This is a genomic window from Stenotrophomonas forensis, assembly GCF_028752115.1.
In the GTDB taxonomy this organism is placed as follows: Bacteria; Pseudomonadota; Gammaproteobacteria; order Xanthomonadales; family Xanthomonadaceae; genus Stenotrophomonas; species Stenotrophomonas forensis.
The window spans coordinates 4,765,001-4,785,673 of record NZ_CP082270.1; the positions used below are offsets into that span (position 1 = coordinate 4,765,001).

Below are 20,673 nucleotides of genomic sequence, written 5' to 3' on the forward strand. Positions count from 1 at the left end.
TGACGAGGGCGATCACGGTGGCGACCACGCTGGTGCCACCGCGCGCGCTCAACTCACGGTGCAGCCGCGTCTCGTCGCCACGGCTCTCCGCTCGGGCCCGGGCAATGAGGCGCTGGCAATGTGCCAGGTACCAGGTGTTGCCAAAGGCACCGGTAGTGATGCTGAGCGCGACAGTGATGACCAGCGACAGGCCATCAGGCACATCCAGCAGCGTCTCGATCACGCTGATCAGCAGTAGCAGGCCCGCCCACATCGCTGCGAGGCGATACATCCTGCGGTACATCATCCAAACCAGGCCCAGCAGGAACGCCGGCCAGTGCCAGGTACCGCTGCCCGTGGCGATGCCCTGATCCAGCCGCCAGCGCTGGCGATAGATCGGGAAGTTGCCGCCGACGACGGCGGCATACAGCGCCATGTCACCCTCCAGCCCTGTGGCTGGCGTGGGCAGGGCGGCCGTCGTGGGCGCGCGGTAGGGATCGGATGGATCGGCGGCGGTCGTCGCGACTCCTGCAGGCTCGGGCGGTTGGGCGACCGGCCCGGCTGCGGCCACCGCAGGGTCGAGCTCGGCCAGCGGTCGCCACGACGGCATTCCCTCCCGCCACAACAGCGTACGCGCCGTCACCGTCCCGTCCTGTTGCAGGCGGCGCAGCCCGGCAAGATCGACCGGCCCTTCGCTCTGCCTGCTGTTGGCATACCACCACTGCGCATCCTGCATGTTGCCTACCTCTGCTGGTTCCATCATCACGCTCAACGTCCTGTCGTGGCCTGCAGCGGTGCGCTGGCCAGGGTCTGTGCCATCCGGTGGCTTGCGCCCGGTTCAAGGGTAATCTGCTCGGGACCGGCATTGGCCACTTCCAGACACACATAGTCGCGCCAGCCCTCGCCGACATCCGACATTTTCGCCGCGGCCTCGGCTCCCGGGTTCCAGGCCACCAGGGTCTGGCTGCCTTCGCTGTGGATCTCGATCTGCCGCTGCAGCACGGGATCACGCAGCACATAGTGGCCCTGTGCCCCGTTGTAGATGCGGTCGCTGCGGCCAGGATCGCGCGGGTCGCGCAGCGACCATGGCCCCTGCTGCTGCCGCGCGTGGGAATAGTCCTCGTACTTGTCCAGGTACTGCAGTCCGTCGACACCCTCGACGTCCACGCGGCTGGCATCACCCACCCTGAAGTAGCTGTGCAGTGCCTGGGTGAACGTCACCGGGACGGTTCCGATGTTCTCGGTGATCAGTTGCTGGTGCAGCTGATGGCCGACGTGCACCACCATCTGCAGGCGCAGGCCGAGTGGGTCGGGCAGTAACGGGGCCAGCTGCAGCTCCACTGCGCCGTCATCGCCCTGGTGCACGTGCAGCAGTTCCCAGCGTGCGGTGCGCACCAGGCCATGTGCAGGAGCATCCGCGCCCTGGCCCTGGCGACCGAACCATGGCCAGCACACCGGCACGCCACCGCGGATCGGCGTCGGCAGCTCGGCGCGCATGGGCGACAACCACAACAGATCCGGTTGTCCCTGCGGAATGAACGACAGCAGCTGTCCGCCGAACACGCTGATGACCGCCGTGGCGACGGGCGTGCGCACGTGCCAGGCCTCAAGCCCGTGATACAGGCCGTTGCTGATGTCCGGATTCGACTGCATGCGATGACGCTCCTTGAAGACCGCGGCGATGATGTCGCGGTCAACGTGCCGCCGGCAAGGCCTTCTGCGCACTGGGCGCGGCAGCCGCCTCTTCCTGCAGCGCGCGCAGGATGCGTTGCCCGGCGCGACCATCGGCATTGGCCCAGCCAAGGCGTTGCTGTTCGGCCTGGATCGCGCGACGCGTGGCAGTACCGATCATGCCGTCTGCGCTACCGATATCGTGGCCGCGGGCCAGCAGCAGGGTCTGCAGCTGACGGCGCTCATCGCGGCCGATTCCGGGATCGTCGGTGGGCCAGGCCGTGGCCAATCCGGCGCCGCCGCGCAGCTGGTCGGCCAGCGTGGCGATCGCCAGTGCGTAACTCTCGGCCGCGTTGTAACTGTAGATCGCGTCGTAATTGCGGAACACCAGCAACGCCGGGCCCTTGCTGCCGGCCGGCAGCAGCAGGGCGGCACGCGCGTCGGCGGGAAGCTTGGCCGGGGCCAGCGCACTGCCATCCAGCGCAGTCACTCCCTGCGCGCGCCACTCGGCCAGGGCGCGGCGCTGGGTACGCCCCGCCTGGCTGGCATTGAAACCGGCGGGGACACGCACCTCCATGCCCCACGGCTCGCCACTGCGCCAACCGGCGCGCTTGAGGTAGTTGGCGGTGGACGCCAGCGCATCGGGGATGCTGCCGACCAGGTCGCGGCGACCATCGCCATCACCATCCACGGCGATGCGTGCGTAGGTGCTGGGCATGAACTGCGTATGCCCGAAGGCGCCTGCCCAGGACCCGGTGAGGCCCTGTGCCTGCAGGTCTCCACGGTCGATCAGCGTGAGCAGGGCCAGCAGTTCACCGCGGAAGAAGGCCTGACGGCGGCCGGCGCAGGACAGCGTGGCCAGCGACTGCAGCAGCGGGCGCTTGCCGAACACGCGGCCGTAGTCGCTCTCCACGCCCCAGACCGCGACGATAGTGGCCGGATCGACGCCGTACTGTGCAGACACCCGATCGAGCAGGTCACGATGCTGCTGCAGCATCGCGCGGCCATCATCAACACGCTGGCGATCGACCAGCGCGGCCAGGTAGTCCCAGATCGGCGTGGTGAATTCGGGCTGCGCATCGAGCAGGTCGAGCACGCTCGGGTCGGGCGTGAGGCCAGCGGTGATCTCAGTGAAGCGCTCGGCACGGATGCCCCGGCTGGCGGCGGTGGCCTGCAGGTTCGCCAGGCAGCGGCTGAAGGCTGGATCGGCACTGGCATCCGCTGCCGCAGGCGTGGGGGCCGAAACCAGGGCGGCTGCCAGGCCGAGCGTGGTGAGAATGGGCATGGCGTCCTCCGTGTTGCCGTTGCAGGGCCATCTTAGGGGTACCGATGCCGCCGAACCTGAAGGGCACCCGGACCACCGGCGGGCTGGACCGCACGCAGCAGGCGCAGGCCGTAGGCAGGACGGTCGGCATCCCAGCGCTGCGTGACCTGCAGCCCAGCCTGCTGCAGCAGCGCTTCAAAGCTGTCATCGGTGTACTTGTGACTGTATTCCACGCGGATCGGCTCATCGGCGGCGAAGTGGAAGGTCCGGCCATCGAGATGGACATCCTGCGCCCAGCGGCTGACCAGGTCGGTTTCAATACGCAGCCGGGCGGTGCTGTAGCACGCACGATGACGGAATCCGTCGAGATCGAAGTCACTGCCGATCTCGCGGTTGAGCCGGGCCAGCAGGTTGAGGGTGAAGGCAGCGGTGACGCCCTGCGCGTCGTTGTAGGCTGCCTCGATCAGCGCCGGGTCCTTGTGCAGGTCGATGCCGACCAGGGCCAGGCCCTCACCGCCCATGGTCTGGCGCATCGCGCGCAACAGCGCGATGGCGTCCTCGCCTTCGAAGTTGCCCAGCGTGGAACCGGGGAAGAACAGCAGGCGTCGCGCCGGCTCGCGCTCGGGCATGGGCACGGCCACGGGACGGGTGAAGTCGGCGCAGACCGGCAGCATCTCGACCTCGGGCAGCGCCGGTGCCAGGTGATCGATGCTGGACAGCAGTGCGGCACGCGAGATCTCGATCGGCGTGTAGGCCACCGGATCGTGCAATGCGGCCAGCAGCAGCGCGGTCTTGCGGCCACTGCCGCTGCCGAGTTCCACCACGTGCAGGCGCGGGCCGACGGTACGGGCGATGTCCGGCAGCACGCGCTTCAGCAGGGCCAGCTCGGTGCGGGTGGGGTAATACTCGGGGGTCTGGGTGATCTGCTCGAACAGGCGCGAGCCGCGGGCATCGTAGAAGTACTTGGAGGGCAACTGCCGCGACGGGCGCGACAGACCGGCCACCACATCGGCCAGGATCTGCTGGCGCCCCGGGGTGAGATCGGTCAGCGCCTGCAGTGCGTCATCCACCGTACTCATGTGAGGTCCCTGGCCAGGCGCAGCCCGGAGAACTGCCAGCGCGCCGGCGGCATGAAGAAATTGCGGTAGCTGGCACGCACATGTCCGCGCGGAGTGGCGCAGCTGCCGCCGCGCAGCACCCACTGCCCGCACATGAACTTGCCGTTGTATTCGCCCAGGTTGCCGGCGAACGGGCGGAAGCCCGGATAGGCCCCATAGGCGCTCTGGGTCCACTCCCATACATCGCCGAACATCTGTCGCAGGCCATTGCCCTGCCCGGCCTGCGGGTGCAGGCCATCGTCATCGGCGAAATGGCCGCGTAACGGTTGCGAGGCGGCAGCGGCTTCCCATTCGAACTCGCTGGGCAGGCGTGCACCGGCCCAGCGGGCGCAGGCGTCGGCCTCGTAATAACTGAGGTGGCAGACCGGCGCGTGCAGGTCCAGTTCGCGCCAACCGCCCAGGGTGTATTCGCGCTGCAGGGCGTCGTCCCAGTACAGCGGGTGCTGCCAGTCCTCTGCTTCGCGCAGCGCCCAGCCTTCGCTGAGCCACCAGCGCGGCTCGCGATAGCCGCCGGCCTCGATGAAGGCCAGGTACTCGGCGTTGCTGAGCGGGCGCTCGGCCAGGGCATGGGCGGGCAGCAGCACGCGGTGCGGCGGCGATTCGTTGTCGTAGGCGAAGGCGGCGTGCTGCGGCCACGCCGCGGCACCGACGGTAACGATGCGTTCGGGCGATTCGATCCAGCCCTGCGCAGTGGCGATGCTGGTGATGGCGTGCAGGTCCTGCCGGTAGGCCGGCTGCAGCGGATTGCACCAGAACGCATGCTTGATGTCGGTGAGCAGCAGTTCCTGGTGCTGCTGTTCGTGCTGCAGGCCCAGCTGCAGGTGCTGCAGCGCCTGTGGGTCGAGGTCGCCGGCAGCAAGGCGTGACTGCACCTGCGCATCCACCTGCTGGCGGTAATCGCGTACCTGCTGCAGCGAAGGGCGCGACAGCAGCCCACGCTGTGGCCGCGCGTGGGCCGGGCCGATGCTCTTGTAGTAGCTGTTGAACAGGAAGTCCCAGCCAGGATCGTGCGCCGGTGCGGCGGCAAGGCCTGCCAGCACGAAGCGCTCGAAGAACCAGGTGGTGTGGGCCAGGTGCCATTTGCTCGGGCTGGCATCGGCCATGCTCTGCAGCATGGCGTCCTCGGCGCTGAGCGGCGCGGCCAACTGCAGGCTGCGGGCCCGCACCCGCGCGAACTGGTGGGCGAGATCGTGCTGCGGGGCAGCGACGGCGGCAGGTACGCTGTCCATGCAGGCAGCATCGGCGCAGGCCGGTGAGTGCGACGTCATGGTTCGGCGTCACTTTGTTCACATGGGTGACCCGCCCGCATTCAAGAAGCGGGCCCGAACGCCGCTAACGGCAGTGCTGCGGCCGCGTCGTCACCGCGCTGGAATTCCTGCTTGCCCCTGCATCCGCTCCGCCAGCCTGCGCATTACCTGTTCGTGCTGCCCGCCGTGCTGGTCGCACTGCTGCTGTGGACGGCGCTGGGCAACGAAGACGTTGCCAGCCCGGCCCAGCGCATCCTGCCGTGGCTGCTGGCCAGCCTCGGCGCCGGGCTGGCCCTGCTCTACCACCAGGTGCGTGCGCTGTGCCTGTTGCTGCTGGTGGCGGTGGTGTTCGCGCTGCTGCACCAGGATGTGGGTGGCTACCTGCGCAGTGGCCATGTGACCGCCCTGACCCCGCTGCGCTTCCATGCCATCTCGGCCTGGTTGCCGCTGCTGTTGGCGGGCCTGGCATTGTGGCCGGAACGCGGGCGACGTCGCCAGGACCTGCTGCTGCGCGGCGTGGCCTGCGGCCTGGCGCTTGCCGTCTTCCTGCTGCTGGCAGCACAGCAGCCCAGCGGCATGCACGACCTGTTGTCGGACCGTCACTGGCGCTGGATTCCCGCCCACTGGAACGCGCTGGCGCAGGTGCCGGCCCTGCTGTTCCTGCTGGCCACCGCTGCGTTGGGCTGGCAGGCGTGGCGGCATCCGCGGCCATTGCACACCGCGATGCTGCTGGCCCTACTGTGTCTGTGGTGGATGCTGCCGCGGATCTTCCTGCAACCGGTGCTGTTGCCGGCACTGAGCAGTGCTGCCCTGCTGCTGATGCTGGGTGCGATGCTGCAGGAGTCCTTCCACATGGCCTTCCGCGATGAACTGACCGGCCTGCCGGGGCGCCGCGCGTTCAACGAGACCGTGCAGCGGGCACGCGGCACCTACAGCATCGCAATGGTGGACGTGGATCACTTCAAGTCCTTCAACGACACCCATGGCCACGATACCGGTGACGACGTGCTGCGCCTGGTGGCCTCGCGGCTGTCGCGGGTCAGCGACGGTGGCCGCGCGTTCCGCTATGGCGGCGAGGAGTTCGTCGTGGTGTTCCTGGACCGTCCGGCGGCGGCCTGTGTCGATGCCGTGGAAGCATTGCGGCAGAGCATCGAGGCCACCCGCATGCAGCTGCGCGACCGCAGTACCCGCAGCCGTGATGACGAAGCCGGCCGCCAGCAGCGCGGACGCGGCGGCAACGGCCAGGTGGTGCAGGTGACAGTGAGTATCGGCCTGGCCGACAGCCGTGAGGATCCACGGCCGGCAGCGGTGATCAAGGCGGCCGACCAGGCGCTGTACAGGGCCAAGGACGGCGGCCGCAACCAGGTCCGCGCGCACGCCGGCCAGCGCGTGCTGGCCGTGCGCGGCGGCTGAGGCTCAGACCGCGTCGAGGTAGTACCAGCGGCCGTCGATGCGCAGGAAGCGGCTGTGCTCGGTCATTTTCACCGCACTGCCGCCGCCGATGCGGTAGCGCGCGGTGAAGCGCACCTCGGCGCTGTCCGCACCGGTGGGCGTGTGCTCGTGCACGGTCAGGCCCAGCCAATGCGTGCGCTGGCCCGGCGCCTCCTCCAGCACCAGCTCGGCCGGGCGGGTATCCGGGTGCCAGGTCTGGCGCAGGTAATCGGCAAGGCCACGCACGTACGCGCTGTAGCGCGAACGCATCAGGCGCTCGGCGTCCGGTGCGGCTTCGCCGGCATGGAAGCGTCCACAGCAGGCGGCGTAGTCGGCGGCCAGGCCACAGGGACAGGGATCGGCGGGTTGTCGGCTCATGCCGTCATTGTCGCCGGGTTGCACGGATTGATCCACGCGCGGCACAGGTCAGTTGCAGCAGGACAGGCGTATGCTGTCGCGCCCCCACCTTGAATGACCGCCGTGCTGGAACTGGTTCCCCCTGAGTTGTGGTGGCTGGTGGTGATCGCCTTCATCGCCGGCCTGGTGGATGCCGCCGTCGGTGGCGGTGGCCTGGTGCAGCTGCCCGGCCTGTTCACGGTGCTGCCGCAGCAGACGCCGGCAATGCTGTTCGGTACCAACAAATTCAGTTCGATGTTCGGCACCGGTGCGGCGGCCTGGCGCTATGCGCGTAACGTGCGCTTCCCGTGGAAGCCGGTGCTGTTCGCGGCCGGTACCGCCTTCATCTTCTCGTTCGCCGGGGCCACGGCGGTGAGCCTGCTGCCCAAGGATGCGGTGCGCCCGCTGGTGCTGGTGCTGCTGATCGCGATGCTGGCCTACACACTGTGGAAGAAGGACTTCGGCGCGCTGCACCGGCCGCAGGAGATCGGACGCCGCGAGCTGGTGATCGCGCTGGCGATCGGTGCGGCGATCGGTTTCTACGATGGATTCTTCGGGCCGGGCACCGGCAGTTTCCTGATCTTCCTGTTCGTGCGCTTCTTCGGGCTGGATTTCCTGCGTGCATCCGCCGCGTCGAAGGTGGTGAACCTGGCGACCAATGTGGCGGCAATCTCGTTCTTCGTGCCCACCGGCAACATCCTGTGGCTGTTCGCGCTGCCGATGGCGGCGGCCAACATCATCGGCTCGGTGGTCGGCACGCGATTGGCGCTGAAGGGCGGCACGCCGTTCATCCGCAAGCTGTTCGTGGGGTTGGTGGTGGTGTTGATCGCACGGATGGCGTGGGATACGTTCCGCGGTGCGTGAATGCGGTTGCCGGCCAGCGGCCGGCACTACCATGGGCGGGTTCATGACCCGGTAGTGCCGGCCGCTGGCCGGCATTCCCATTCAATCGGCCGGGTCAGGCCTCGGCTTCTTCCGGTTCGTTGGCCTGCTGGCGGCTGCGTTCCGGCAGCTTCAGCCGCTTGCCTTCTTCGTCGTACTCGATCAGCAACACGCCGGAGTCGTGGCGACCGCTGATCTCGACGAAGCAGGCGCCACCGATGAACGGTTCCAGCGTCATCACCGACTTCAGCGGGGTGGCCACCACCATCTGGAAGCCGAAATTGTCGAAGATGTTCATCGCCAGTGCGGTGAACTCGTTGTCGGCCTTGTCGAAGGCCTCGTCGAGCACCACCGCGGCGTAGCTCGGCAGCTGGCTGTCGGCGCCGCCGAGCTGGTAGCGCAGTGCTGCGGCCAGGCAGGTGGTGGCCAGTTTCTGGCGCTGGCCACCGGACTTGCCGGCGCCGCTGCGGTAGATCTCGACCTGCTGGCGCGTTTCCGCATCCAGTTCGACGCCGATGAACTCCACGTGCATGCGCACGTCCAGCACCAGCTCGCGCCAGCGCTTGTCCTCGCCTTCCTGCGAGCCCAGGCGGTTGACCAGCTGGCGCAGCACGGTGAACTGCGATTCGGCCAGCTCGCGCTGCTCGGTCTGCTGTTGCGACAGCACTTCGCGCAGCTGCAGGTGGAACTCGCCGACTTCCGGCAGGCGGCGGTCGCTCAGCTCGATGGTCAGCAGCGTGCCGCGGTTGAACGGCACCTGTTCCAGGCTGGCATTCACTTCGTCCAGGCGCTGGCCGATCGACTTGCGGGCCTCTGCACTGTGCCGCTGCAGGGCCAGCAGGTTGTTCTTGCTCTGGTTCTGCAGCAGGTCGAAGAAGCGTTCTTCGTGCTGCGGAAGTCCATCACGCTCCAGCCGTTCGAGACGGGCGAGGAAATCCTCGGCCGAGGCCACCGACACGGTGAAGTCACCCGACTCCTCCGGCCACTGCTGGATGAAGCGACGGAAGCAGCCGATCAGCTGGTTCTCGATGCGGTTCAGGTCCTGCTGCGACGACGACAACTGTTCATTCAGCGCATTGCTGACCTGGCGCATGTGCGCTTCCAGCGTTTCCAGGCTGAGCGGGCCCTGCTCCTGCAGGCGCTCGGCCAGGCCGGCCTCCTGCTCCTGAGCCAGGCTCGGCAGCACCAGTGCACGGCTCTGCTGGCGCGCGCGGTCGAGGCGGTCACGTTCCTTGACCAGCTGGCCACGCTCGACGCGGACGTCTTCATAGGTACGGCGGGACTGCTCGATGTCGGCGCGCACGGCGTCGATCTGCTTGGCCAGCTTGGCGAGGTCGGCGTTGCCTTCGCGCAGGTCGCGCAGGGTGGCCTCGATATCGCTCAGGCGCTGCTGCGGGGCGGCGATGTCGATCTCGTTCCAGCTGATGCTCACCAGTTCGTGGCAGGCCAGGCGACGCTCGTTGTCGCGGTCACGCTGACCGCGCAGGCGCGCGATATCGGTTTCGCAGCTGGCGATGCGCTTGGCCAGTTCCTGCGCTTCACGCTCGAAGGCACCCACCTTGTCGTGGTTGTTGAAGCCGAGGATCCAGCGGCGGCGATCGCCGACGGCGCTGCGATCGTCCTTCTCGAAACGATCGCCCGGATGCTTGACCTGGCCTTCGCGGGTGATGCCGCGGTCGACGTTGCGCAGCTGCTTGGCGTCCACGCATTCGTAGTCGAAGCGCTTGCCCAGCTCGCGGCGCAGCCAGCTTTCGAACACGTGCTCGCGCAGTTCCAGCTTGTGCAGCAGCGACTTCGCCGACGGCTCTCGGGCAAACGCATCATCGTTGCGGCGCACGCGGTAGTAGGTGAAGCGCATGCCCAGGTGGGTACGGTTCACCCACTCGGCGACGTCGTTGTAGTGCTTGTCATCGACCAGCAGCGACAGCGCGAAGCCGCCCAGCACGCGCTCGATGGCGCCCTGCCAGCCCTGCTCTTCCGAGCGGACCTGGATCAGCTCGCCGACGAACGGCAGCGCCGCTTCGGCAATGCCGGTTTCCTCGGCCAGGCGCGCGCGCAGCTTCTGCATCGGCGCCGGGATGTTGGACGGCGTGCGCTGCATCGCCTCCAGCTCGCTGCGCACTTCGCCGAAGCGGCGCTCGTCATCGCGCTTGCCACCGAGGCGATCGCTGATCGCATCATCCAGTGCCGCCGAGGCACGCTGGCGGTCCTGCAGTTCGTTCTGCGCACGCTCGACCAGCTCTGCGAAACCGTGGGCATCGCCGGGCAGTTCGGCCTGCAATTGCTGAGCCGCTTCCTGGGCCTGGTCACGCTTGGCCTGGCGGCGGTCGCGCTCGGCTTCGGCGCGGCCCTGCTCGCGTTCCAGTTCCTCGATGCGCTCACCGCCCTGCTGGCGGCGCTGCAGTTCCAGTTCGGCCAGGCGCTCGGTGTGGTTGTCCAGCGCGGCGCGGCGCTGGGCTTCCTCGCCCAGCAGGCCACGGTCACGCACATCCATTTCGCGCAGGCGCGCTTCGATCAGCGCCTGGCGGCGGCTTTCACGGAAGCTGTCAACGCCAAGCTTCAGCGCTTCGTCGTCGCCGCGCTGGCGGTGCATTTCCTTCAGATCGTTGTAGTAGGCGCGCGCCGGCAGCAGGGTTTCCACCTGGCGGCGGGCGGTGACCACGGCCTGGTGCGCGCCATCGAGCTCGGCGAAGTCGCTGACCAGGCGCTCGGCGGCGTCGAAGGTCTTCGGCGTGTCGAGCATGAAATCGCGCAGGAAGACGTTGAGGTCGCCCAGGTTCTTCGCCGACTGCGTCTTGTGCAGCAGGCGCAGTGCCATCTCGTTGTCGATGCCGAGGAGGTCGCGGAAGCGCTCGGCATAGCCGGAGAAGGTGTCGAAATGGTGCAGGTCGGACAGCTTCTGCTTGAGCTTGCGCAGGTCCAGATCGAACCCACCGAGATCCTTGGCGATGTCGAACGGACGCTCGGCGATCATGTAGTGCTTGCGCACGTCGCCGGCCGAGGTGCCGTTGCCGGAGATCCACAGCAGGCGCACCAGGCTGACCACGCGGCCATCGCCGGCGCGGTACTCCAGCACCAGCGCGGTCCAGGTCGCGCCCTTGCGCAGGTACTGGGTGGCGATTTCGCCGGTGCCGCTGTCCTGCTGGTCGGCCCACGCGCCACGCACGTAGGACACCAGGTTGCGGTCGCGGCCACTGCGCTCGGCTTCACGCGCGGCGGCGTTGAAGTCGACGATGGCCGGCGGCGTCAGCAGCGCGGACATGGCATCGAGCAGGGTCGACTTGCCCGAGCCGGAACGGCCGACGAACAGGAAGCCGCGCTCGGCGATCGGTACTTCGGTCAAACCGTTGAAGGTGCCCCAGTTGTGCACCTGCAGGCGGCGCATGCGGAACTGCTGCAGGCGCGGGTCCGGCAGGCCTTCGTTGAACAGGGCGGGGGTGTGCTTGGAGATAGCCATGCGATGGTCGGGTCTCTCAGGCCTCGGCGGCCGGGGTTTCGCGCAGCTGGCGGTAGACCGCCGAAAGCTGGGACACGTCTTCGGCGGAGAACAGCAGCTTCAGCGCCGGCGAGACTTCGTGGCGGTCTTCCTGGCCGCTGAGGCGGGTCAGGATGTGGTTGTCCTTCATCTTCTGCACCGCCGAGGCGACGCGGCGATTGAAGCCGGCGCGGTCGGTGGACAGGTTCTTTTCGTAGATGGCCAGCGCTTCGGCCATCTCGGCGTCGGCGACCACCGCGCGGTTGCCCCGCGCGTCGGCCTCGGCCAGCTGCTGGCGCAGGTACAGCAGCAGCACCGAGTCGATGAAGGTCAGCGGCGAGGTGCGCAGCAGTACCGGTGCATCAACGTCTTCGGTGTCGGCCTGGCGGGTGAAGGCCACGCCGCTGTCGCGGTCCAGCACCAGTTCCAGGAACAGGTCGGCCAGCGCGGAGCGGATGGCGGCTTCACTGCGGATCAGCGCCGGCCACAGCTTGGCGTGGCGCAGCTGGTCGATGCTGGGGCCGATCAGCAGCTGGCACAGCGCGCGGCGCGCATCCAGCGGCAGGCGCCCGGTATCGCCCAGGTAGTACACGTCGTTGCCACGGCGGGGCTGCGCCACGCTCGCCACCGGCTCGGCCTCGTAGGCGTCTTCCGCCACGTCGGCCTGCGGTGCGTCGATCGGATCTTCATGCCAGCTCATGGCGTCTCTCCTGGGTGAACCAAACCAGCGGGATGCGGGCGCGACGGATCTGGCCGTCGCCACCACGCCATTGCGCGAGCTCCTGCTCGCCGGCGACCACGTTGCCGAAGCGCGTGCCCAGTGACAGGTAGCCGATGACACTGCCCAGGCCCTGCGGCGCTTCGCGCTGCGACAGGGCCTGGGCGATGCTCAGCCGCGGCTGTGCATCGAGCAGGTCGTGCAGGTCGCGGCGCAGGGTACGGAAGTCGATTTCGGACGAAGCGACCAGATCGCCGACGCTCTCCAGGCTGATCGCGGCCGCGTCGTTGTATTCGACGTTGCCATCGACCTGGGCACTGCGTGGATCATGCAGCTTCCACTGCGACCACGAGCGCAGGCGGCTGGTGGTCAGCTGCAGGTCGCGGCCGATGCCGCGCTGTGCCGGGAACTCATCGCGCAGTGCCAGCGCTTCGGACTGCGCCTGCTTCAACAACTGGTTGAGGCGGCGCTGTTCCAGGTAGCCACGGCTCTGCACGAAACCGCGCAGGCTGCGCGCGAAGTTCTGCAGCACATCGTGCACCTGGCCGCCACGCTCGAGCATGGTGCTGGTGAAGCCACGCAGGAAGTTGCGTTCGTTGCGGTCCAGGCGGCGCGCGAAGCCACGCGCCAGCACTGCTTCCAGCGCGGCATCGAGCTGGGCGCTCTGTTCGGCGTCGTTGAGCAGGCGCCAGAAGGCCTGGAAACTGCGCCCGGCATCGCTCTCGCCGATCACGTCCACGCCTTCGAACAGCTGCGACAGGACGTCACCGCGCTCGCCTTCATCGTCGATGATGCGTTCGCGGAAATCACGGTTGAGCTGCTCGAAATCGTCGCGCACGCGGCGGAAGTCTTCGGTCAGTTCGTCGGCCAGGCCGATGATCTGGCGCGCACGTTCCAGCGCGCGCTTGCCATCCAGCGCGATCACGCGGCCAGCACCGACGCGGGCGATCTCGGCATCGATGCGGTCACGCTCGTCGCGCAGCGCCGACAGGCGCGCGTCCGGATCGGATTCGGTCTGCGCTGCCAGCTGCGAGAGCTGTTCGATGACCAGCGCCAGGCGGCTTTCGGTGGCCGCCACGCGGGCCTGCTCGAGGCCATCGGCGAAGCGGATCGCCTGCAGCGCCGCGGTCGACAGTTCGTACTGTTCCTGGTCGGCACCCTCGGGCAGGCGGCGTTCCAGCCAGCCCTGGGCCAGCCAGTGCGCGATGTAGGCCTGCGCGGTACGCGGCAGGTCGCGCGACAGTTCGTCGCCGTTGAGCTGGTCCAGCGCGCGTTGCAGGCGCTCGTTGAGCACCGACGACGACAGCGTGCGCTCGCCGTCCATCAGCAGCCCCTGCAGCAGGCCGATGATTTCCGGGGCGTGGTCAGCGGCGAGCAGCTTCCATTGGGGCTGTTCGCGCAGATGACGGTAACGGGAGATGCGTTCGCGATGCTTCATGCAGCGAAAGAGGTCTGTAGGGCTGACAGGGACGAGCCGCCACGCACGGCTGCCGCGCGGGCAGCCGTGGGCATGCCGGCCCGCAGGGGCCGGCGGGGTGCGGGCAAGCGGCTCAGCGCTTGCCGCCCACTTCGATGAAGCGCAGGAACTCGGCGCGGGTACGCGCGTCGTCGCGGAAGCTGCCCAGCATCTTGGAGGTGACCATGCTGACGCCGCGCTTGTGGATGCCGCGGGTGGTCATGCATTCATGGGCGCCTTCGACGACCACGCCGACACCGATCGGCTGCAGCACGTCCTGGATGCACTGCGCGATCTGCGCGGTCATCTTTTCCTGCACCTGGAAACGGCGGGCATAGGCTTCGACGACGCGGGCCAGCTTGCTGATGCCCACCACCTTGCCGGCCGGCAGGTAGCCGACGTGCACGCGGCCGATGATCGGCGCCATGTGGTGTTCGCAGTGGCTTTCGTACTCGATGTCACGCAGGACGATCAGTTCGTCATAGCCGGCCACTTCCTCGAAGGTCCGCTCCATGTAGGCGCGCGGGTCGTCGCGGTAACCGCTGAACCAGTCGCCATAGGCTTCGGCGACGCGGCGGGGGGTATCCAGCAGGCCTTCACGGGACGGATCCTCACCGGCCCAGCGCAGCAGGGTGCGCACGGCATCCTCGGCCTGGTCCTGGGTCACGTCGCCCTGCGGGGCGGCCTTTTCGTTGTTCTTGCTCATTGCGTACAGCGTCCCGAACGGGGGGCGAGCATCGTACCCGACCGGGGGGTGGGTCGTCCTGTTGGGACGGTTCATCGGGTGTCTGGTGGCGCCTGCCTGTTACGGGTTTGGATGGGGAAGGGCGGCAGGGCAGGACACGCCGTGAACCCATCCATGGGGGCTCGGTCGGCGCATCCATGCGCCTCACGGTCCTGCCCTGCCGCCCTTCCCCATCCCTGACAGTTTCCTGCGGGCGCGGCCGGACCGCCCGAAAGCGGGGTCAAAAGCGGGGGTTCATGGCTTCGGAAGCACCGCGCGCGACTGCGCGACTGCTGTGGTGGGCGCGGACCGCTGGTCCGCACAGCTTTGGCTTCTGCTCCTGCCTTTAAAGAGCCAACCCACCGCGCCACGTTGCTACGGTGGGGCAGCGGGGGCCGGACGGGGCAGGACCGTCCGCGGCATGGATGCCGCGGCCGAGCCCCCAGGGACGGGTTTACGGCGTGTCCTGCCCCGTCCGACCCCCGCTGCCCCACCGTAGCAACGTGGCGCAACGCTTTTCCTCACTACACCCCCGCCCATTCAGAAAAACCAATTGATAGGAATGAAATTAGTAGTATCCTATCTATCTCTTATGGACCGACCCCTCGACGAGCGCACCGTGCTGCAGATGCAGCTCAGCTCCGGCCTGCTGTACGCAGGGCGGCAGTGGCAGCGCCTGGCCGACAGCCGCCTGGGCAGCTACGGCATCTCCACCGCCTGCACCATGCCGCTGCTGATGATCGGCCGCTCCGGCGGTGGCATCCGCCAGGTGGCGCTGGCCCAGCAGCTGGGCATGGAGGGGCCTTCCCTGGTGCGCCTGCTGGACAAGCTGTGCGCCAGCGACCTGGTCCGCCGCGAGAGCGACGCCAGCGACCGCCGCGCCAACCTGCTGTGGCTGACCGACGCCGGCCAGGCCCTGGTCAGCGAGCTGGAAGACCAGTTGATCGGCCTGCGCCAGGACGTGTTCGGCGAGCTTTCCATGGATGAACTGCACGCCGTGCTGAAGGCATGGCGCCTGCTGGCCGAGGCCGCCGACCGCATTACGTAAGACCGCTGCCCCCGAACACCGCCGCTGCCGTGCACACGCCAGCGGCTTTTGCCCGTTGCTGTTGTTTCGTTGTCCCTCCCCTCCCCCACCTCGCCCCCGCCCCTACCGATGCCCGGTGAATTCAGTCTCCACGGAGTGTTCGTCCCGACCCTGCTCGGGTTGATGGTGTTGGCCTATCTGGTCAACAGCGGCCTGCACGCGCTGCTGCAGCGTGCCGGCGCCTACCGCCATGTATGGCACCCGGCGCTGTTCAACCTGGCGCTGTACGGGATCGTGCTTGGCCTGCTGTTCCACCTCCTGCGTTGGATGCAATCGTGAACAAGATCGTGAAGAAGACCCTGCCGGTGCTGCTCACCAGCGCAGCCGTGATCGTGGCCCTGCTGGTGCTGCGCCAGCTGTGGGTCTATTACATGGATGAGCCATGGACCCGCGACGCCCATGTCGGCGCCGACGTGGTGCAGATGGCGCCGGATGTGTCCGGGCTGGTGGAAACGGTGGACGTGGCCGACAACCAGGCAGTGAAGAAGGGCGACCTGTTGTTCGTGGTCGACCGCGCGCGCTACCGCATCGCACTGGAGCAGGCCAAGGCCAGCCTGGCCGAGCGCCAGGCCTCGGTGGCGCAGCTGCGCCGCGAGATCGGCCGCGACCGCAGCCTGCAGGACCTGGTCGCCGCCGAGGACGCCGAAGTGCGCCGCGCCAAGCTGCAGGCTGCACAGGCCGCGCTGGCCACCGCACAGGCCGCAGTCGACCTGGCCGAACTCAACCTGGGCCGCACCGAGGTGCGCGCACCGGCCGATGGCCGGGTCAACGACCGCACCCTGCGCGTGGGCGACTACGTGGTGGCCGGCAAGCCGGTACTGGCGCTGCTGGATACCGGCTCGTTCCGCATTGATGGCTACTTCGAGGAAACCCGCCTGCGCGGCGTGGCGCCGGGGCAGAGCGTCGACATCCGCCTGATGGGCGAATCGACCCCGCTGCGCGGCCATGTCGAGAGCATCGCTGCCGGCATCGAGGACCGCTACCGCAGCAACGGCAGCAGCCTGCTGCCGAACGTGACCCCGGCCTTCGACTGGGTGCGGCTGGCGCAGCGTATCCCGGTGCGCATCAGCATCGACGAGGTGCCCGAGGGCGTGGAACTGATCGCCGGCCGTACCGCCACGGTGACCGTCCAGACCAGCAGCACGAAGCACGCAGGCAAGGCCGGCACCGCGCCGACACAGGCGGGCCTGTGAACACCACCCTGCCCCGTCTCGGCCTGATCGTCGCGCTGGCCAGCCTGGCCGCGTGCAGGACCGTCGGCCCCGACTACGCCCTGCCGGAAGACTCGGCGTTCAAGCGCCCGCAGGCCAATGCGGCCTTCATTGACACCCAGAACCCGCAGGTGGCCGCCAACCAGGCGCTGCCCGACCGCTGGTGGTCGCTGTACAACGACCCGGTGCTGGACGGGCTGATCACCCAGGCGCTGCGCGACAACGTGGAACTTAAGGCCGCCGATGCGCATCTGCGCCGTGCCGCCGCCGTATACGAGCAGGCGCTGGACGCGGGCGGCTTCGAGTACGAGGCCGAGGCCGGCGTCAGCCGCGCGCAGCTGTCGGCCGAATCGTTCCTGCAGGAACACGAGCTGCCGGTGATCAACCTGGCCGACGGCAAGTTCGCGGTCAGCTACCAGTTCGACCTGTTCGGCAAGCTCAAGCGCGGCGCCGAAGCGGCGCGCGCCGACGAACAGTCGGTGGCCGCCGCACGCGACCTGGCCCAGGTCAGCGTGGTTGCGCAGGTGGCCGACAGCTACCTGGAAATCTGCCATGCCAACCACGAGCTGCATGTGGCCGAGCATTCGCTGCAACTGCAGCAGCGCAGCCGTTCGGTCACCCAGCGCTTGATCGATGCCGGTCGTGGCACGCCGCCGGAGCTGGCCCGCGCCAATGCCCAGGTGGCGGTGCTGGAAGCTGCACTGCCGCCGCTGCATGCGCAGCGTTCGGCGGCCGCCTATTCGCTGGCCGCGCTGCTCGGGCAGACCCCGGGCCAGCTGCCGGCCGGCGTGATCGACTGCGCGCACGCCCCCGCCCTGGCGCAGCCGTTGCCGGTGGGCGATGGTCGTGCGCTGCTGCAGCGTCGCCCGGACGTGCGCCAGGCCGAGCGCAAGCTGGCCTCGGCCACTGCACGCATTGGCGTGGCCACCGCCGAGCTGTACCCGGATATCCGCCTCGGTGCCTCACTCGGTGCCGCCGGCCTGCTGGAGGACTTCGGCACGCCGATGACCCAGCAGTGGTCGATCGGCCCGCTGATCTCGTGGACGCTGCCGTCGTCCGGCACCCACGCCCGCATCCACGCCGCCGAAGCCGGTGCCGATGCGGCGCTGGCCGAGTTCGACCACACCGTGCTGCAGGCGCTGCGCGAAACCCAGACGGCGCTGGACCGCTACGCGCAGGACCTGCGCCGGCTGCAGTCGCTGCGCACCGCGCAGGAACAGGCTGCATTGGCCGCCGAACAGAACCGCCGGCTGTACCAGGGCGGCCGCACGCCGTACCTGTCCAGCCTGGATGCCGACCGCAGCCTGGCCACCAGCGATGCCACCCTGGCCGCGGCCGAAGCGCAGGTGTCGCGCGACCAGATCCACCTGTTCCTGGTGCTGGGTGGCGGTTGGCAGGCCAGTGCCACCCCGGCCGCCACCACGACCGCCGCGAAGTAAGCCATGAACGCGCTGACCGACCGCCAGGCCTGGCTGTTCTCGATCAAGACCTACCTGGCCGCGGTGGCCGCGCTGTACATCGCCATGGCCGGCAACCTGTCGCGCCCGTACTGGGCGATGGGCACGGTGTACATCGTCAGCCAGCCGCTGCTGGGCCCCACCCGGGCCAAGGGCGTGTATCGCATCGTCGGCACGCTGGTGGCCGGCCTGGCCACCCTGCTGGTGCTGCCGGCGCTGGTGGAGACTCCGCTGGTGCTGAGCGCGGCGATGTCGATCTGGCTGGCCGGCTGCCTGTTCATGGCGCTGCTCAACCGCGGTCCGCGCGGCTACGCGTTCCTGCTGGCCGGCTACACCACCGCCTTCATCGGCTTCCCGGCAGTGACCTCGCCGGAGACCATCTTCGACACCGTGGTGGCGCGCAGCGAGGAGATCATCCTCGGCACGGTGGTGGCAGTGCTGTTTGCTTCGCTGCTGTTCCCGGCCTCGGTGCGGCCGATGCTGCGTGCACGCATCGGCACCTGGATGGAGGACGCCGCGCAGTGGTGCCGGCAGATTCTTGAACGCGGCCGCGCGCACGCGCCACGCAACCGGTTGGCCGCCGACCTGGTGCAGTTCGAGGCGTTGATTGAATTCCTGCGCCGCGATGATCCGCGCCATGCCGGTTCGGCGGTGTCGATGGAGCGCCTGCGTGAGCGCATGCTGCTGCTGTTGCCGGTGCTGTCGTCGATCGCCGATCGGTTGAGTGCGCTGCGCAGCGATGGCCAGGCGCTGCCGGAGGGCCTGCCGGAACTGATCGACGACCTCCACGACTGGCTGGACGGGCCGACCAGCGCCAGCGAGTACGCCCGCCTGCGCGCGCGCATCAGTGCGCTGAAACCGCAGGTGGACCGCGATCTGCAGCACCTGCAGCTGGCCAGCCTGCTGCTGCGCCTGGAGGAACTGGTGGACCTGTGGCAGGACTGCCGCACGCTGCAGCATGCGATCGATCATGGCACCGCACCGCTGGACCGCGCGCACTACCGCATCCGCACCGAACGGGTGGCCGCTGACAAGCACGTCGACTACGGCATGGCGCTGTTCTCCGCGCTCAGTGCCGGCGTGGCGCTGATGAGCTACTGCGTGCTGTGGATCGCACTGGGCTGGGAAGGCGGCGGCAACGGCGCAATGATGGCCGCGGTGACCGCCGCGTTCTTCGCCGCGCAGGATGATCCGGCGCCGAGCATGGTGTCGTTCCTGGTGTGGGCGATGGTCGCTTCGGTGGTGGCCGGCGTGTACCTGTTCGGCGTGTTCCCGGCCGTACATGACTTCGGCCTGCTGGCGCTGGTGCTGGCGGTGGTGTTCCTGCCACTGGGGCTGATGCTGCATCACCCGAAGAGCGCGCTGTTCGCACTGCCGCTGACGGTGAACCTGGCCGCGCTGCTGAGCCTGCAGAACACCTACAGCGCCAACATCCAGACCTTCCTCAATTCGTCGATCGCGATGTTCATCGGCATTGGCTTTGCGGTGGTGATGACCCGCCTGTTCCGTTCGGTGGGTGCCGAGTGGACCGCACGCCGGTTGGTACGGCAGGGCTGGACTACGCTGGCCGAAGCCGCCGAAGGCCGCGGCCAGCAGGACCGCCAGCGCTTTGCCGCGCGCATGCTCGACCTGCTGGGCCTGCTCGCACCGCGCCTGGCGGCGACACCGGAGGGCAGCGACATCGCATCGGTGGACATGCTCAACGAGGCACGCATCGGCCTGAACATCCTGCAACTGCGTCGCGCACGGCTGGAACTGCCCGAGCGCAGCCGCGAAGCGGTCGAGCACATCCTGGAAGAGATCGCCGTGCATTACCGCCGGCAGATCGCTGCGCGCAAACCGATCGTGGCGGCCGAGGCGCTGCGCGAGCGGCTGGATACTTCGCTGGGCCGGGTTGGCGGCGTGGCCGCCTGCAAGGCGCGCGACGAGGCCCTGATGGGCCTGATCGGCCTGCGCTTCGCGCTGTTCCCGGAGGCGAAGGCATTGGCGCCAGGGTGGGCGGACGCCGGCGTTGCATCGGCTTGATAATGCCCGGCAGCGCCGGCCCATTCCCGGCGGCCTTTCGCCATGGCAACAGGACGGTTCAATGAGTTACGACATGATGGTCTTCGAGGCGAGTGCCGCCCCGCGCGAGGTGGCAGCCTTCATCGCCTGGTTCGAGAAGCAGGCCCAATGGGGCGAGAACCACGAGTACGACGACCCGGCGGTCAGCAGCCCGGCGCTGCAGGCCTGGTTCGCGGAGATGGCGCAGGAGTTCCCGCCGATGGACGGTCCGCTGAGCAATGACGATGACGACCGTGCCGAAGTGACCGAGTACAGCATCGGCCGCCAGGTGATCTACGGTGCGTTTGCCTACTCGGTGGCAGAGCATGCGCATGGCCGCGTGCAGGACCTGGCCGAGAAGCACGGCGTGGGCTTCTTCGATGTGAGCGCCGATGAAGCGGCGATCGTGTTCCCCGATGGCCTGGTGCTGATCGCGTAGATCCACGCCGAAGCGATCAAAGCGCGCTTCTGTAGAGTCGAGCCATGCTCGACTCCTGGGTCCATCAGCCGAGCA

Annotated in this window: 18 protein-coding genes (1 of these 18 running past the window's edge); 8 read left to right on the top strand and 10 right to left on the bottom strand. The window is 68.4% G+C overall.

Annotated elements, in window-relative coordinates; all coding sequences use genetic code 11:
- The 5 genes in view from K5L94_RS21705 to egtB are tightly spaced (at most 40 nt apart) and all read right to left on the bottom strand, a layout consistent with a single transcriptional unit that may run on beyond the window.
- A protein-coding gene (locus K5L94_RS21705) for a DUF2628 domain-containing protein (RefSeq protein ID WP_274512649.1) crosses the window boundary here: on the bottom strand, window positions 1-715 show its 5' portion. Its footprint begins 44 nt before the window's first position; only the first 715 of its 759 coding nucleotides appear in the window; its start codon is at window positions 713-715; its stop codon lies off the left edge, out of view.
- Window positions 716-747: 32 nt separating this feature from the next.
- A complete protein-coding gene (locus K5L94_RS21710; protein WP_274511378.1) occupies window positions 748-1,632 on the bottom strand; it encodes a D-hexose-6-phosphate mutarotase in 885 nt (294 codons plus the stop codon).
- Window positions 1,633-1,672: 40 nt separating this feature from the next.
- On the bottom strand, window positions 1,673-2,935 hold the full coding sequence (locus K5L94_RS21715; protein WP_274511381.1) for a lytic murein transglycosylase: 1,263 nt from the start codon (window positions 2,933-2,935) through the stop codon (window positions 1,673-1,675).
- Window positions 2,936-2,967: 32 nt separating this feature from the next.
- Window positions 2,968-3,993: an L-histidine N(alpha)-methyltransferase gene (gene egtD / locus K5L94_RS21720; protein ID WP_053451191.1), complete on the bottom strand. Its 1,026-nt coding sequence runs from the start codon at window positions 3,991-3,993 to the stop codon at window positions 2,968-2,970.
- On the bottom strand, window positions 3,990-5,261 hold the full coding sequence (egtB, locus tag K5L94_RS21725) for an ergothioneine biosynthesis protein EgtB (RefSeq protein ID WP_274511384.1): 1,272 nt from the start codon (window positions 5,259-5,261) through the stop codon (window positions 3,990-3,992). The genes egtD and egtB overlap by 4 nt, the downstream gene beginning before the upstream one ends.
- Before the next feature lie 150 nt (window positions 5,262-5,411).
- Here egtB and K5L94_RS21730 point away from each other — a divergent pair, with 150 nt between their 5' ends.
- Window positions 5,412-6,692: a GGDEF domain-containing protein gene (locus K5L94_RS21730; RefSeq protein WP_053451193.1), complete on the top strand. Its 1,281-nt coding sequence runs from the start codon at window positions 5,412-5,414 to the stop codon at window positions 6,690-6,692.
- A 3-nt stretch (window positions 6,693-6,695) separates the two neighbouring features.
- On the opposite strand, the gene K5L94_RS21735 is transcribed toward K5L94_RS21730, so the two are convergent.
- The gene (locus K5L94_RS21735) at window positions 6,696-7,088 is read right to left on the bottom strand and encodes a YchJ family protein (RefSeq protein WP_053451406.1); all 393 of its coding nucleotides are present in this window, start codon (window positions 7,086-7,088) and stop codon (window positions 6,696-6,698) included.
- 93 nt (window positions 7,089-7,181) lie between these two features.
- Between K5L94_RS21735 and K5L94_RS21740 the strand changes: the two genes are divergently transcribed.
- A complete protein-coding gene (locus K5L94_RS21740; protein WP_219626123.1) occupies window positions 7,182-7,970 on the top strand; it encodes a sulfite exporter TauE/SafE family protein in 789 nt (262 codons plus the stop codon).
- A 94-nt stretch (window positions 7,971-8,064) separates the two neighbouring features.
- Here K5L94_RS21740 and K5L94_RS21745 read toward each other — a convergent pair whose 3' ends face one another.
- From K5L94_RS21745 to folE, 4 genes are all read right to left on the bottom strand, one after another.
- On the bottom strand, window positions 8,065-11,445 hold the full coding sequence (locus tag K5L94_RS21745) for an ATP-binding protein (protein ID WP_053451194.1): 3,381 nt from the start codon (window positions 11,443-11,445) through the stop codon (window positions 8,065-8,067).
- 16 nt (window positions 11,446-11,461) lie between these two features.
- On the bottom strand, window positions 11,462-12,163 hold the full coding sequence (locus K5L94_RS21750; protein WP_053512058.1) for a DUF4194 domain-containing protein: 702 nt from the start codon (window positions 12,161-12,163) through the stop codon (window positions 11,462-11,464).
- Window positions 12,150-13,619, bottom strand: a complete 1,470-nt coding sequence (locus K5L94_RS21755) for a DUF3375 domain-containing protein (protein WP_049457795.1) — start codon at window positions 13,617-13,619, stop codon at window positions 12,150-12,152. The genes K5L94_RS21750 and K5L94_RS21755 overlap by 14 nt, the downstream gene beginning before the upstream one ends.
- Window positions 13,620-13,731: 112 nt before the next feature.
- Window positions 13,732-14,343 carry a GTP cyclohydrolase I FolE gene (folE, locus tag K5L94_RS21760; protein ID WP_004141296.1) on the bottom strand — a complete coding sequence of 204 codons (612 nt, stop codon included), beginning with the start codon at window positions 14,341-14,343 and terminating at the stop codon, window positions 13,732-13,734.
- A 610-nt stretch (window positions 14,344-14,953) separates the two neighbouring features.
- On the opposite strand from folE, the gene K5L94_RS21765 reads away from it, so the two are divergent.
- The 6 genes from K5L94_RS21765 (at window position 14,954) to K5L94_RS21790 (ending at window position 20,598) form a co-directional block, all read left to right on the top strand.
- Window positions 14,954-15,409 (top strand): MarR family winged helix-turn-helix transcriptional regulator, encoded by a 456-nt coding sequence (locus K5L94_RS21765; protein WP_008265191.1) that lies wholly within the window; start codon window positions 14,954-14,956, stop codon window positions 15,407-15,409.
- Window positions 15,410-15,517: 108 nt separating this feature from the next.
- A complete protein-coding gene (locus K5L94_RS21770; RefSeq protein WP_025875651.1) occupies window positions 15,518-15,727 on the top strand; it encodes a DUF1656 domain-containing protein in 210 nt (69 codons plus the stop codon).
- Entirely contained in the window at window positions 15,724-16,641 is a 918-nt protein-coding gene (locus K5L94_RS21775; protein ID WP_197563712.1) for an efflux RND transporter periplasmic adaptor subunit, read from the top strand. Before K5L94_RS21770 ends, K5L94_RS21775 begins: the two co-directional genes overlap by 4 nt.
- Entirely contained in the window at window positions 16,638-18,098 is a 1,461-nt protein-coding gene (locus tag K5L94_RS21780; RefSeq protein ID WP_053451197.1) for an efflux transporter outer membrane subunit, read from the top strand. Before K5L94_RS21775 ends, K5L94_RS21780 begins: the two co-directional genes overlap by 4 nt.
- A gap of 3 nt (window positions 18,099-18,101) precedes the next feature.
- Window positions 18,102-20,141 carry an FUSC family protein gene (locus K5L94_RS21785; protein ID WP_274511410.1) on the top strand — a complete coding sequence of 680 codons (2,040 nt, stop codon included), beginning with the start codon at window positions 18,102-18,104 and terminating at the stop codon, window positions 20,139-20,141.
- Between the two features lie 61 nt (window positions 20,142-20,202).
- Window positions 20,203-20,598: a hypothetical protein gene (locus tag K5L94_RS21790; protein ID WP_274511413.1), complete on the top strand. Its 396-nt coding sequence runs from the start codon at window positions 20,203-20,205 to the stop codon at window positions 20,596-20,598.
- The last annotated feature ends 75 nt before the right edge of the window (window positions 20,599-20,673 follow it).